Genomic DNA, 12704 nt, shown 5'->3' with positions numbered 1-12704 from the left:
GGGGCGGCAGGTCAGGCGAGGTGGAAGCCTGCGCCCACACCGCCTCGGGCGTTCATGTCGCCGATGATGAACTCGATCGAGGTGTGGCCGGGGAAGCCCCAGAGGTTGCCGACGAGGGTGGTCCCGTCGACGACGGGGCCGCCGGAGTCGCCGCCGTTGGTGGCGATGACGCTGATGAAGCGGCCGATGCCGGCCGGGCCGTGGCCGGTGACGTTGCCGCAGGTCTTTCCGGTCCGGTGGCCCATCTTGCACAGGCGGGTGCCGACGGCGGGGCGGGGGCCGAGTGAGGTGATGGTCACCGAGCCCGACGGGCTGTTGACCGTGTTCGTCGGGGCCACCTTGGTCGGGTCGAACTTGATCACGGCGTAGTCGGGGCCCGCCACACCGCCGGTGTAGTAACCGTTGCCCTCGCTGATGTAGGTCACCTCGCCGATCACGCCGACCTCGAGGAACTCAAGGCTGCTGGGCAACGGGGCGGGGGCGAAGAAGGTGCCGTGCGGAGACCTGTCGAGGTAGACCTTGTCGCCGTGCACCTTGTTTCCCGCGTCGTCGACGAAGCAGTGCGCGTTGGTCAGTCCCACCAGGTTGCCGGCGTTGTCATAGCCGACCGCCGTCAACGTACAGCTCTTGATCTTCGCTCCCGACGGCGTCTGCACGAACTGCTGGAAGATCCCGGTGCCACCGCCGATCGGGTAGCGGGTGTCGGCCTGGGCCGCAGGGGCCGCGGAGGTCGCGGGAGCGATCAGCGCGGCCGCCATCGCCGCCATCGTCGCGGTCAGGACACCGGCCTTGCGCATGAAGCTGGGCATTTTCACTCACTCCTTGGGGGGAACAAGACGCGCCCATTCAAGCAGACGATGATGTTTTTTAAAGAGACGGAGGTCCTTGACGCTTGATGGGCGATCGCTTAATGCGCTGGGAGGCACGACCAGGAATGTGAAGGTGGAACTGGACCCCAGGCGGACTGGGTGCGCTGTTGTTCGCGGCCCTGGCGGTCAGCGTGGATGGACCATGACCACATCCGCGACAAGACCCTGGAGGGCCGGTCGACCGCGGCCGTCCCAAGGCGGTCGGCGGCGACATGTTCACCTTCGCCCTGGCACTGCGCGTCGAGGGCGTCGCAGTGCCTGAGATCGCCGCCGAGCTCACGATCTCCTCGGGCGAGAACGCGGGGAGACCACCTTCGGTGGCCTCGCCGTACCGCGCCCAGCACTAACGCGACATCCCCGCAAAGGCCCACCCACCTGGCGCTCCACGCCAATCAGAGGCCACTACGACACGGAGCCTGCAAAGTTTCGGTCTCGGACGGGTTTTCGGGCTGGCCATGGTGGTCTTCGGGGCTTCGAGGGGGTTGACCGGGAGCCCCTGGCGACTTAAATTCAACACATGATGAAAAACGAGGCCGCGCTCAGTGTGCAGGACCTGCGCGTCGTGCGCGGGGGCCGGGAGGTGCTGCACGGTGTCACGTTCGAGGTGCCGCGCAGCTCCGTCATCGGCCTGCTCGGCCCGAGCGGATGCGGCAAGACCACGTTGATGCGCGCGCTGGTCGGCGTGCAGATCGTCGCGAGCGGAACGGTGACCGTCCTCGGCGAGCCCGCCGGGTCCCCGGGGCTGCGCCGCCGCGTCGGCTACTCCACCCAGAAACCCGCTGTCTACACCGACCTGTCCGTCAGCGAGAACCTGCGCTATTTCGCCGCCGTCCTCGGCGCGCCCAGGAGCGACGTCGCCCGCGTCACCGACGAGGTCGGCCTCGGCCGCCACCGCGACCAGGTCGCCGCGACCCTGTCGGGCGGCCAGCTCAACCGCCTCAACCTCGCGGTCGCCCTGCTCGGCTCCCCCGAGCTCCTCGTCCTGGACGAGCCGACGGTCGGCCTCGACCCGGTGCTCCGGCAGGAGCTGTGGGAGCTGTTCCACGAACTGGCCGCCCGCGGCGTCACCCTCGTCGTGTCCAGCCACGTCATGGACGAGGCCGGGCGCACCGACCGGCTGCTGCTGATGCGCGAGGGGAGCATCCTGGCCGACGGCTCGCCCGAGTCCCTGCGCGCCCGCACCGGCGCGACCGACCTGGAGGACGCCTTCCTCCGCGTCATCACCGAGACCACGGCGAGTCCCTCATGACCGGGCCGGTGGCACACCGCGCCGTCCACGGCGCACCGAGGGAGAGGAGACGGCCATGAGCCTGACGATCACGCTTGCCACGGCGCGGCGCATCCTGGCGCAGCTCCGGCACGACCACCGCACCCTGGGGCTCCTGGTCGGCGTGCCGAGCCTGCTGATGATCCTGCTGCGCTACGTCTTCGACACGCCGGGGATGTTCGACCGGATCGGCCCGCTGCTGCTCGGCCTGTTCCCGTTCGTGATCATGTTCGTGGTGGCCAGCGTCGGCACGCTGCGCGAACGCACCGGCGGCACCCTGGAACGCCTCATGACCACGCCGCTCGGCAAGCTCGACCTGCTGCTCGGCTACGCGCTGGCGTTCGGGCTGGTCGCCTGCGCCCAGATCGCGGTGGTGCTGACGATCTCGCTGACCTGGCTCGGCCTGGACCTGGCCGGGTCGATCGGCTCGCTGGTGCTGGTCTCGGTGCTGGGCGCGCTGCTGGGCATGGCGCTCGGGCTGCTGGCCAGCGCGTTCGCCCGCACCGAGTTCCAGGCGGTGCAGTTCATGCCCGCGTTCGTGCTGCCGCAGGTGCTGCTGTGCGGGCTGATCACGCCGCGCGACCGGATGGCGGGCTGGCTGGAGGCGATCTCCAACGTGATGCCGCTGTCCTACGCGGTGGACGCCATGCAGCGGGTGAGCCGGGAGGCGACGTTCAGCGGCGGGCTGGCCCGCGACGTCCTGATCATCACCGGCTGCGTCCTGCTGGCCCTCGTCCTCGGCGCCGCCACCCTCCGCCGCCGCACTCCCTGAGCGCGCGACCCGCTTCTTGACACCTGAACAGAGAGCCACCCGCCGGGCAGGGCGCGCGCGACGACCGGTGACCTGACGGGCGAACGCGGAGCCGCGTCCACCCGGACCCGGAGGGCCTCCCTCGAAGGGCGTGCCCGGGGAACGAGGAAACGGGCCGCGGAATGCTACCGGGGCTTCTGGGGTGAATCAGGCTGATAATCTCCGCGCCATGACCCCCCGAGACTCCGCTGAGGCAGACCAGGCGCGGCCCGCCGCCGGCATGGATCTGTTCGGCCCCGACGCCCCCGAGGACGGGGACCGGCCGACCGACCGCGCGCCGAAGCCGAGGAAGCGGCGCTGGCCGCGCGTGCTGCTGGCCATCGGCGTGTTCCTGCTGCTGCTCGTCGGGGGTCTGGCGGGGCTGGTCTGGCAGCGGCAGTCCTCCTACAACGGCAACATCGACCGGCTGCCCTCGACCATGCCGACCGGCAAGCGGCCCGGCCCGAGCGCCGTCGGCACCGAGAACTGGCTGCTGGTCGGCTCCGACACCCGGGTCAAGGCCGCCACCACCGGCAAGGACGGCGAGGACCTGTGGAAGCCGGGCCAGCAGCGGTCCGACACGCTGATGCTGCTGCACCTGCCCGCCGACCGCAGCAAGGCGTACGTGATCTCGTTCCCGCGCGACCTGTGGGTCGAGATCCCCGGCCACGGCACCCAGAAGATCAACGCCGCGTTCTCCTACGGCGGCCCCCGGCTGCTGATCGAGACGGTCGAGAACCTCACCGACGTCCGCATCGACCACTTCGGCGCGATCGACTTCACCGGCTTCAAGACGATGACCGACGCGCTCGGCGGCGTCGAGGTCGACATCAAGGAGAGCGTCTACGACCCGGCCCGCAAGCAGAACTGGCCGGCCGGCCGGCAGAAGCTCAACGGCGAGGACGCGCTGCGCTTCGTCCGCCAGCGCTACAACCTGCCCAACGGCGACTTCGACCGGATCAAGCGGCAGCAGGCGTTCCTGGCCGCGCTGGCCAAGAAGGCCGCCGACGGCGGGACCGTCTCCAACCCGCTCAAGCTGGACCGGTTCCTGTCGGCGTTCACCAGGTCGATCAGCGTGGACGACTCGGTCGACGCCGGGAAGCTCCGCTCGCTGGCGCTCAGCCTGCGCGGCGTCCGCCCCGGCGACGTGCAGTTCATGACCGTGCCGAACAAGGGCCCGGCCGCGCGCGGCCGGCAGAGCGTCGTCCTGCCGGACCCCGCCAAGGACAAGCTGCTGTTCGAGGCGATCCGCTCCGCCGAGGTCGCCGAGTACGTCCGTCGGCACGGCGGCGTGAACCGCGTCGGCCAGGTCTCCTGACGATCGCCTCCCCGAGAGATCAAACTCGCCGTTCCGGGCATTAACCTGGAAACGGTCGGACAGGGTGGTCCGCCGGGTGAGGAGTGGTTGCAGTGCTACGTCAGGCCCTCCTGGTCGCCTCGCGCAGCGGCGGCGTCCGGAAGATCGTTGAGACCGCGCCCGGGACCCGCCAGGTGGTGCGGCGCTTCATCGCCGGCGAGACCATCGACGACGCCCTCGCCGTCACCGAACGGCTCACCGCCGAGAACCTGCTGGTCACCCTGGACGTGCTCGGGGAGGACACCAGCAGCGAACGGATGGCCGAGCAGATCGTCGAGCACTACACCGAGCTCCTCAAGCGCCTGGCCGACCACGGCCTCGGCTCCCGCGCCGAGGTGTCGCTGAAGCTCACCGCCGTCGGCCAGGCCCTCGACGAGCGCCTGGCGCTGGACAACGCGCGCCGCGTCTGCACCGCCGCCCGTTCCGCGGGCACGACCGTCACCCTCGACATGGAGGATCACACCACCGTCGAGTCCACGCTGCGCATCCTGCACGAGCTGCGCGGCGACTTCCCCGACGTCGGCGCGGTCATCCAGTCCTACCTGCGGCGCGCCGAGGAGTACTGCGCCGACCTGGCCTACGAGGGGTCCCGCGTCCGCCTGTGCAAGGGCGCCTACGCCGCGCCCGAGTCGGTCGCGTTCGGCGACGAGGACGAGGTCGACAAGTCCTATGTCCGCTGCATGAAGGTCCTGATGGCGGGCCGGGGCTACCCGATGCTCGCCACCCACGACCCCCGGCTGATCGAGATCGCCGGGGCCCTGGCGGTCCTGCACGACCGCGACCCGGACACGTTCGAGTACCAGATGCTCTACGGCATCCGCCCGCAGGAGCAGCGCCGCCTGGCCGAGCAGGGCGACCAGGTCCGCGTCTACGTCGCCTACGGCTCGGAGTGGTACGGCTATTTCATGCGGCGCCTGGCCGAACGCCCTGCCAATCTGGCGTTCTTCCTCCGCTCCGTGGCGTCCAGGAGCTGAGACGCTCCGGAGCCGTCCCGGGTCCGGGCGCTAGGGTGGTCCGCGTTCCTGACCCTGGCTGAGGTGTGCAAATGATCGCGATTCTGGGTGCCGGAAAGATGGGCGAGGCCCTGCTGTCGGGCGTGCTGCGCGCCGGACGGCGACCCTCGGAGCTGATGGCCACCGCGCGCCGCGAGGAACGCGCCGCGCTGCTGCGCGAGCGCTACGGGATCGAGATCGTCACCAACGTCGAGGCCGCCCGCAGGGCGTCCACCCTGGTGCTGGCGGTCAAGCCCCAGGACATGGGCGTGCTGCTGGAGGAGATCGGCCCCCGGATCCCCGCCGGGACCCTCGTGATCTCGATGGCCGCCGGCATCACCAGCGCGTTCATCGAGGAGCACCTGCCCGAGAACGTCCCGGTGGTCCGGGTCATGTCGAACACGCCCGTGCTGGTCGACGAGGCCATGAGCGTCATCTCCGCCGGTTCGCACGCCGGTGAGGAGCACCTGAAGCTCGCCGAGGAGCTCCTCACCCCGGTCGGCAAGGTCCTCCGCATCCCCGAGTCCCTCCAGGACGCCGCGACGGCCCTGTCCGGCAGCGGCCCCGCGTACTTCTACTACCTGGTCGAGGCCATGGTGGACGCGGGCATCCTGCTCGGCATGCCCCGCGCCGCGGCCCTGGAGATGGTCATCCAGTCGGCCGTGGGTGCCGCCGTGATGCTCCGCGACTCCGGCGAGCACCCGGTCCTGCTCCGCGAGGCGGTGACCTCCCCGGGCGGCACCACGATCGCCGCCATCCGCGAACTGGAGAAGCACGGCGTCCGCGCCGCCGTCCTGGAGGCCATCGAAGCCGCCCGCAACCGAGGCCGCGAACTGGCGGGCGGCTGACCCGGGCCCACTCGACACCGGTCCCGAACCTCGGCCCTCGTCTCCACCGCGCGACGACCCGCCCGTGCGGCGGCCCGGCTCGATCATGCCGACACCTGCGAGCGACGGATTCGCCGGGGCCGTGAACAGGCGGGCGGCTGACCCGCGGCCGAGCGCGAGGCTCAGCGCGGGTGCCCGCCGCTGCCGGGGCCCGGCCGGATCGCGGTCACAGGCTCAGCACGATCCTGCCGTTCAGGCCGCCGCGGGCGAACCGTTCGGCGGCCGCCCGCACCTGGTGCAGCCCGAAGACGGCCTCCACATGCGGCCGCAGCGCTCCCCGGTCGATGAGTTCGACCAGGTCGGCGAGCCCGGCCCCGTCCTCGCGGACCTGGTTCACCGTGGTCCGCACGCCTCGCCCGGACAGGTCGGGGACCGGGCCCCGCTGGGTGGCGATCGAGGCGTACCGACCGCCGTCGGCCACGGCGTCGGTCGCGAACGCCCCGAAGGTGTCGAAGACCGCGTCGTAGCGGCGCTCCTCCAGCGCGATCGGCTCCATGACGACCTGTTCGGCACCGTGACCGCGCACGACCTGCACCTGCTCCGGCCGGGACACCAGCGCGTCCACGCGCGCGCCCCGGGACCGGGCGATCTGCAACGCCAGCACGCCGACCGCGCCCGCGGCCCCGGTGACGAGCAGCCGCTCGCCACCGGTGATCCCGAGCCAGTCCAGCGTCTGCAAAGCCGTCAGCCCCGCCAGCGGCACGGTGGCCGCGTCGACCAGGCCGAGCGCGGTCGGCGCGGCCGCCACCGCGCCCGCGGGCAGCGCCACCAGGTCGGCCCAGGTCCCCCGGCCGGACCCCAACTGGTGCGACATGGCGATCACCCGCTCGCCGGCACCGAGGCCACTGGACCCGGGATCGACCACGACGCCCGCCACGTCCCAGCCGAGGGTCATCGGCAGCGGCGGCGTCCCCTCCCCGATGGCGCCTTCGCGGGTCTTGCCATCGACGGGATTGACGCCGGAGGCGACGACGCGGACCAGCACCTCCTCCGGCCCCGCCTCGACGTCGGGGACCTCCACCACGTTCAACACCTCGGGACCGCCGAACCGGTCGATCCGCACCGCACGCATCACTGGTGCCCTCTCCGCACGCGAGCTCACTGGACGACAACGCACCTTGATCGTCATCCGCCCGCTCGGCCCCACACCAGTGGCCGCATCGCCAACCTGCGAAAGAATCAGGCCACCGACATCACCGTGAAACACCGGGACGTCCTCCGGCCGACCCCGTCCACCGCTGGATCCAGAGGGCTGTCAGCACCAGGCCGCGTTTCCGCCGAACCCTGAGCCGCCCCTACGAACGACGCCTGAACGGCCTTCACAAGGGCCGGGAGGACGGCGGGACGCCACCCCGAAGATCCACCAGAAACGCCCTCGGCGAGGACGGAGCGAAAAGGCGGCCAGGCTCGGTGGCGCCTGCCAGCGCGGGGGGAGGGTGCCGGACGGTGAGCAGGCGGCTTTGTGGTGTATGCCGGGGTGGCATGCGTGCCGGAGGACGGGGGTTGGACTCGGGGCGCGTGCCCAGGTGGCGGGTGCGTCAGGGCTGGTGGAACGGGGGCTTCTGGGTTCGGGGAGGGGGCTTTGAGCCGCGGGCGGGTTTGGTACGTGTAACGGGTATGGGGATTCTGCTTCGCGTGCTCGTGGCCCTCGGGCTCGTCGCTGACGCCGTCGTCCACTGGGTGTTCGCGCCGGAGATGCGTTTCGTCGAAGGCGGCTCGATCCGCGGTGACTGGCTGTTCTACGTGCAGGCGGCGCTGGCGGCGGCGGTGGCCGTGCTGGTGCTGGGGATGCCGCGCCGCTGGACGTACGCGGTGGCGTTCCTGGTGGCGGGGAGCGCGCTGGGAGCGGTGGTGCTCTACTACTTCGTCGACGTCGGGGCGCTCGGCCCCCTGCCGAACATGCACGAGCCGGTCTGGTACGCCGAGAAGACGATCAGTGCGGTGGGGGAGGGCGTGGCCGCGCTCGCCGCGCTGGTCGGGTTCCTCACCACGCGGGACCCGGAGCGGGAACGCGAGGGGGAGCGGTCACCGGTGTGACGAGGGCGTTCCCGTGGGTGGCCTGATGAGGCCGCTCGTGAGGACTGTCCGCCCGGTAACCGCGTTCTTACTATGCCCTCGTGGCTACCGGGCGCCTGCTCCCCCTGGTGATGGCCGCGGCGCTGGCCGCCGGGGCGGTCGGCTCGTGCAGCGGCGGCCGTGAGCCCGACCGGTTCCGGACCGGGACGGTGACGCGGGGGGACGTGACCGAGGTGGTCGAGGCCCCCGCGACGGTCGCGGCCCGGGCCACCGCCACCGTCCGCTCGCCCGCCGAGGGGACGATCGGGCGGCTGTACGTCGCCGACGGCGACCGCGTCGAGGAGGGCGACGTCCTCGTCAGGATCGACTCACCGGCGGCGCGGGAGCAGCTCGCCCAGGCCCGTGCCGCCGACGGCGCCTCCTCCGGCGGGGCACCGCCGTCCGGGATCGACCTGACGGCGTTCCAGCGCGGGATCGACCGGACGGCCAGGAACGGGTTCGACTTCGCCCGCGACGTCGCCGCGAAGATCCCCGACCCGAGGCACCGCGCGCACGCGCTGGCCGGGATCGCCAAGGCCGAGGGCGAGTACCGGACCGCCTCCGCCGCCGCCCGCGCCGCCGTGGCCAGGCTGAACGCCGGGCTCGGCAGCGTCGGCACGGCGATCTCCTCCATCACCGCGGCGCAGCGCGTGCAGACCCGCGCCGCCGTCCGCGCCGCCGAACGCACCGTCCGCGCCCTGACGATCCGGGCGCCGTTCGACGGGGTGGTGAGCCTCGGCGGCCCGGCGGGCGGCGCACCCGACCTGGGCGGCCTGCTGGACCGCCTGCCCCAGCAGCTCGGCCGGCCGGGCGGGACCAACGGCCTGGCCGCGCTCGGCGGCCTCGGCGGCGGCGCGGCCAAGGACGCCTCCGCCGTCGCCACCGGCGCGCCCGTCTCCGCGGGCGACGCGGTCGTCACCGTCACCGACATCTCGAAGCTGACGCTGACGGCCGACGTGGACGAGACCGACGTGCTCCAGGTCGACGACGGCGTGCGGGCGGACGTCGAACTCGACGCCGTCCCCGGCGGCGCCTACACCGCCGCCGTCACGGGGGTCGGCGCGACGCCGCAGCAGGCCAGCGGCGGCGGCGTCACCTACAAGGTCACCCTCTCCCTCGAACGCGGCGCCCTCCCCGGCGGCGGCCGCGCGCCCTGGCCCAAACCCGGGATGAGCGCCGTCGTCGACCTGCGGGTGCGCGAGGCGCGGGACGTGCTGACGGTCCCGTCCGCCGCCGTCGTCAACAGCGGACGCGACTCGGTCGTCTGGGTGGTCGCCGGAGGCCGGGCGCAGCGCCGGACCGTCCGCCTCGGGGCGCAGGGCGACACGACGGTGGAGGTCACCCGGGGGCTGCGCGAGGGCGAGCGGATCGTCGTCCGCGGCGCCGACGCCGTGCGGCAGGGCCAGGAACTCGCCACGTGACGCCAGCGCTGGAGGCCGTGGACGTCACCCGCACCTATCGCGCGGGTGACACCGAGGTCACCGCGTTGCGCGGGGTGAGCCTGCGGATCGACGAGGGCGAGTACGTGGCGGTCGTCGGCCCCTCCGGCTCCGGCAAGTCCACCCTGATGCACCTGCTCGGCTGCCTGGACCGCCCCACCACCGGCGTCCTCCGGGTCGGGGGCCGCGACGTGGCCCGCCTCTCCGACACCGAGCTGGCCGAGCTGCGCAACGCCCGCGTCGGTTTCGTGTTCCAGTCGTTCCACCTGCTCGGCCGCACCAGCGCCCGCGACAACGTGGCGCTGCCGCTGGTCTACCGGGGCGTTCCGCGCGCCGAACGCCGCCGCCGCGCCGCCGAGGCCCTGGCGACCGTCGGCCTGTCCCACCGCCTGGACCACCGGCCCGGCCAGCTGTCGGGCGGCGAGCAGCAGCGCGTCGCCATCGCCCGCGCCCTGGTCGGCGACCCCGGCGTGGTGCTGGCCGACGAACCCACCGGCAACCTCGACACCCGCACCGGCGACGACGTGATGGCACTGCTGGAACGCCTCAACCGCGACCGCGGCGTGGCGATCGTCCTGGTCACCCACGAGCTCGACGTCGCCGCCCGCGCCCACCGCCGCGTCCACCTACGCGACGGCATGATCGAACGCGACGAACGCAACACCACCCCACCCCGGGGCGCCGCCCCGCCGGGAGGCAACGCCCCGCCGGGAGGCAACGCCCTGCCGGGGGGTGACGACTCGTCGGGAGGCGAGGCCCCGTCGGGAGATGACGGCTCGCCGGGAGGCAACGCCCCGCCGAAAGGCGACGGTCTGCCGGGAGGCAACGCCTTGCCGGGGGGTGACGGCTCGTCGGGAGGCAACGCCCTGCCGGGAAGTGGCGCCCTGCCGGAAGGTGACGGCCTGCCGGGCGGTGACGGTTCGCCGGAAGGTGACAGCCCGCCGGAAGGCCACGCCCTGCCGGGAGGCGATGTCCTGCCGGGCGGTGACGGTCCGCCGGAAGGTGACGGCTCGCCGGGAGGCAACGCCTTGCCGGGAGGCGACGCCTTGTCGGGAGGTGACGGCCCGCCGGGAGGTGACGGCCCGCCGGGAGGTGACGGCCCGCCGGGGGGTGACGGCTCGCCGGGAGGCAACGCCTTGCCGGGAGGCGACGCCTTGTCGGGAGGTGACGGCCCGCCGGGAGGGGGCGGGTCGGTGGGAGGTGATGTCCTTCCGGGAAGGGGGGCTTCTATGGGGGGCGATGCCCCTCGGGGCGACGGTGGTCCTTGTGAGGGGGTGTGAGGGCGGGGGAGTCGTTTCGTGTCGCGGTCGATGCGCTGCGCGTCAACCGCCTGCGCAGCGCGCTGACGATGCTCGGCGTGGTGATCGGCGTCGCCGCCGTGGTGGTGCTGGTGGCGATCGGGTCCGGCGCTCGTGACCTGGTGCAACGCGAGATCGAGGGTCTGGGCTCCAACATCATCTTCGTGGCGCCGGGTCAGCTGTCGCTGGGCGCGGCCCCGTCGATCAGCCGGCTGCGCCTGGACGACGTGGCCTATCTGGGCCGGATCACCGGCGACGAGAGCGCCATCGCCGTGGCCCTGAACTCCGGCGAGACGATCCGGGCGGGCCACCGGCAGCTCTACTCCAGCATCGTCGGGGCCAACGAGAACCTCCGCAACGTCTTCGACCGCCCCCTCCGCCGCGGCCGCTACCTCAGCCGCACCGACGTGGAGACGCGCCGCCGCGTGGTGGTGCTCGGCTCGGAGGTCGCGCACCGCCTGTTCGGGGACGCCGACCCGGTCGGCCGCCAGATCACCGTGGCGGGTGGCGCGCGCTTCCGGGTCGTCGGGGTGTTCGAGGAGGTCGGGCAGACGTTCGGCCAGACCCGCGACGCCGAGGTCCACATCCCGGTGACCGCCGCCCAGCGCCTGTTCGGCGTGGACCGCGTGGACTTCCTGGCCGTCCGCGCTCCTACCCAGGAGGCCGTTCCCGCGCTGCGGAAGACGGTGGTGGACGCCCTGCAGCGCAGGTACCGGGGCGAGGAGTTCTCGGCGATCACCCAGACCCAGCTGCTGGGCACGATCGGCACGGTCCTCGGCGCCCTCACCGGCGTCCTGGCCGCCATCGCGGCGATCTCCCTGCTGGTGGGCGGGGTGGGCGTCTCGAACATCATGCTGGTCAGCGTCCGGGAACGCACCCGCGAGATCGGCCTGCGCAAGGCGCTGGGCGCCCGCCAGCGCGACATCCTGTCCCAGTTCCTGCTGGAGGCGGTCCTGCTGACGTCGCTGGGAGGCGCGGCGGGCATCGTCCTGGGCGTGGGGGCGGCCCTGGCGATCTCGGCCGTCTCGCCGGTCCCCGCGACGATCGCGTGGTGGTCCCCGGCGCTGGCGTTCGCGGTCTCGGCGGCGGTCGGTGTCTTCTTCGGGGTGGCCCCCGCCCGCCGCGCGGGGCGCCTGGACCCGGTGGTGGCGCTCCGCGCCGAGTGACCTCTACCAGGAATTATCGCACTCCGTACCGACGTTTTACGTATCGTGATCGATCAAGCTGTTTCTCCGGACCGACGGCTCCTGACCTTCGTCTCCGGCTTCTGGCAGGCGGGAGGCTGGCTGTTCCTGGCCGCGATCGTCGCGGGGGTGGGAGCTCACGACCTGACGAGCGACGGATCCCCGGGCGTGCTCGCGTTCGAGGCGCTGCTCGTGGCGTACCTGGTCACGATGTACTTCCTGGAGCGGCGGCGCGCCACGGTCGTCTCCACGTCCGGTCTCGAACTGCGCGGTTACCTGCTGGCCGAGAGCATCCCCTGGGGCCGGGTGGCGGACGTCCGAGCGTCCCGCAGATGGGGCATGCGCCGGGTCGCGCTGCTGCTGACCGATGGCCGCGTACGCCTGCTCACCGCCCCGCGCGACCACGTCTTCGAGGGCGACCGCGACCTCGACGCGAAGATCGAGGCCATCCGGGAGGCGAAGCCGGACCAGGACGCCCGGCCCTCCGCCCGTACGGGCCGCTGAGGCCCGCCGGGGCACGTGGCGAGGCCCCTCGCGCCCCCGCGGCTCCGGGCCGGGCGGGGACG

Annotated in this window: 13 protein-coding genes; 11 read left to right on the top strand and 2 right to left on the bottom strand. The window is 72.7% G+C overall.

Annotated elements, in window-relative coordinates:
* Positions 1–11: 11 nt before the first annotated feature.
* Positions 12–758, bottom strand: a complete 747-nt coding sequence (locus AKI01S_RS50420) for a chymotrypsin family serine protease (protein WP_174567375.1) — start codon at positions 756–758, stop codon at positions 12–14.
* Between the two features lie 323 nt (positions 759–1081).
* Here AKI01S_RS50420 and AKI01S_RS54230 point away from each other — a divergent pair, with 323 nt between their 5' ends.
* From AKI01S_RS54230 to proC, 6 genes are all read left to right on the top strand, one after another.
* Positions 1082–1216 (top strand): hypothetical protein, encoded by a 135-nt coding sequence (locus tag AKI01S_RS54230; RefSeq protein ID WP_281186070.1) that lies wholly within the window; start codon positions 1082–1084, stop codon positions 1214–1216.
* Between the two features lie 170 nt (positions 1217–1386).
* Positions 1387–2118, top strand: a complete 732-nt coding sequence (locus tag AKI01S_RS12105) for an ABC transporter ATP-binding protein (RefSeq protein WP_218009649.1) — start codon at positions 1387–1389, stop codon at positions 2116–2118.
* A 55-nt stretch (positions 2119–2173) separates the two neighbouring features.
* Complete coding sequence (locus AKI01S_RS12100; RefSeq protein WP_067815207.1) at positions 2174–2908, top strand: ABC transporter permease; 735 nt, start codon at positions 2174–2176, stop codon at positions 2906–2908.
* Between the two features lie 208 nt (positions 2909–3116).
* Positions 3117–4244, top strand: a complete 1128-nt coding sequence (locus AKI01S_RS12095; protein ID WP_083999405.1) for an LCP family protein — start codon at positions 3117–3119, stop codon at positions 4242–4244.
* A gap of 92 nt (positions 4245–4336) precedes the next feature.
* Positions 4337–5257: a proline dehydrogenase family protein gene (locus AKI01S_RS12090; protein WP_067815204.1), complete on the top strand. Its 921-nt coding sequence runs from the start codon at positions 4337–4339 to the stop codon at positions 5255–5257.
* 71 nt (positions 5258–5328) lie between these two features.
* Positions 5329–6123, top strand: a complete 795-nt coding sequence (gene proC, locus AKI01S_RS12085; RefSeq protein WP_067815201.1) for a pyrroline-5-carboxylate reductase — start codon at positions 5329–5331, stop codon at positions 6121–6123.
* 205 nt (positions 6124–6328) lie between these two features.
* Here proC and AKI01S_RS12080 read toward each other — a convergent pair whose 3' ends face one another.
* Positions 6329–7234, bottom strand: coding sequence for an NADP-dependent oxidoreductase (locus AKI01S_RS12080; RefSeq protein ID WP_067815197.1), 906 nt, complete (start codon positions 7232–7234; stop codon positions 6329–6331).
* Positions 7235–7797: 563 nt separating this feature from the next.
* Between AKI01S_RS12080 and AKI01S_RS12075 the strand changes: the two genes are divergently transcribed.
* The 5 genes from AKI01S_RS12075 (at position 7798) to AKI01S_RS12055 (ending at position 12642) form a co-directional block, all read left to right on the top strand.
* Positions 7798–8199, top strand: a complete 402-nt coding sequence (locus AKI01S_RS12075) for a hypothetical protein (RefSeq protein WP_174567374.1) — start codon at positions 7798–7800, stop codon at positions 8197–8199.
* A gap of 80 nt (positions 8200–8279) precedes the next feature.
* Entirely contained in the window at positions 8280–9638 is a 1359-nt protein-coding gene (locus AKI01S_RS12070) for an efflux RND transporter periplasmic adaptor subunit (protein ID WP_157419790.1), read from the top strand.
* Positions 9635–10936: an ABC transporter ATP-binding protein gene (locus tag AKI01S_RS54655; protein WP_083999404.1), complete on the top strand. Its 1302-nt coding sequence runs from the start codon at positions 9635–9637 to the stop codon at positions 10934–10936. The genes AKI01S_RS12070 and AKI01S_RS54655 overlap by 4 nt, the downstream gene beginning before the upstream one ends.
* Positions 10933–12120, top strand: coding sequence for an ABC transporter permease (locus tag AKI01S_RS12060; protein ID WP_067815187.1), 1188 nt, complete (start codon positions 10933–10935; stop codon positions 12118–12120). Before AKI01S_RS54655 ends, AKI01S_RS12060 begins: the two co-directional genes overlap by 4 nt.
* Positions 12121–12165: 45 nt before the next feature.
* Complete coding sequence (locus AKI01S_RS12055) at positions 12166–12642, top strand: hypothetical protein (RefSeq protein ID WP_067815182.1); 477 nt, start codon at positions 12166–12168, stop codon at positions 12640–12642.
* Positions 12643–12704 lie beyond the last annotated feature (62 nt).

This window comes from Actinomadura kijaniata NBRC 14229, from assembly GCF_001552175.1.
Taxonomy (GTDB): Bacteria; Actinomycetota; Actinomycetes; order Streptosporangiales; family Streptosporangiaceae; genus Spirillospora; species Spirillospora kijaniata.
The sequence above is the reverse complement of the archived record's forward strand: the minus strand, read 5'-3'. Positions and strand labels throughout refer to the sequence as shown.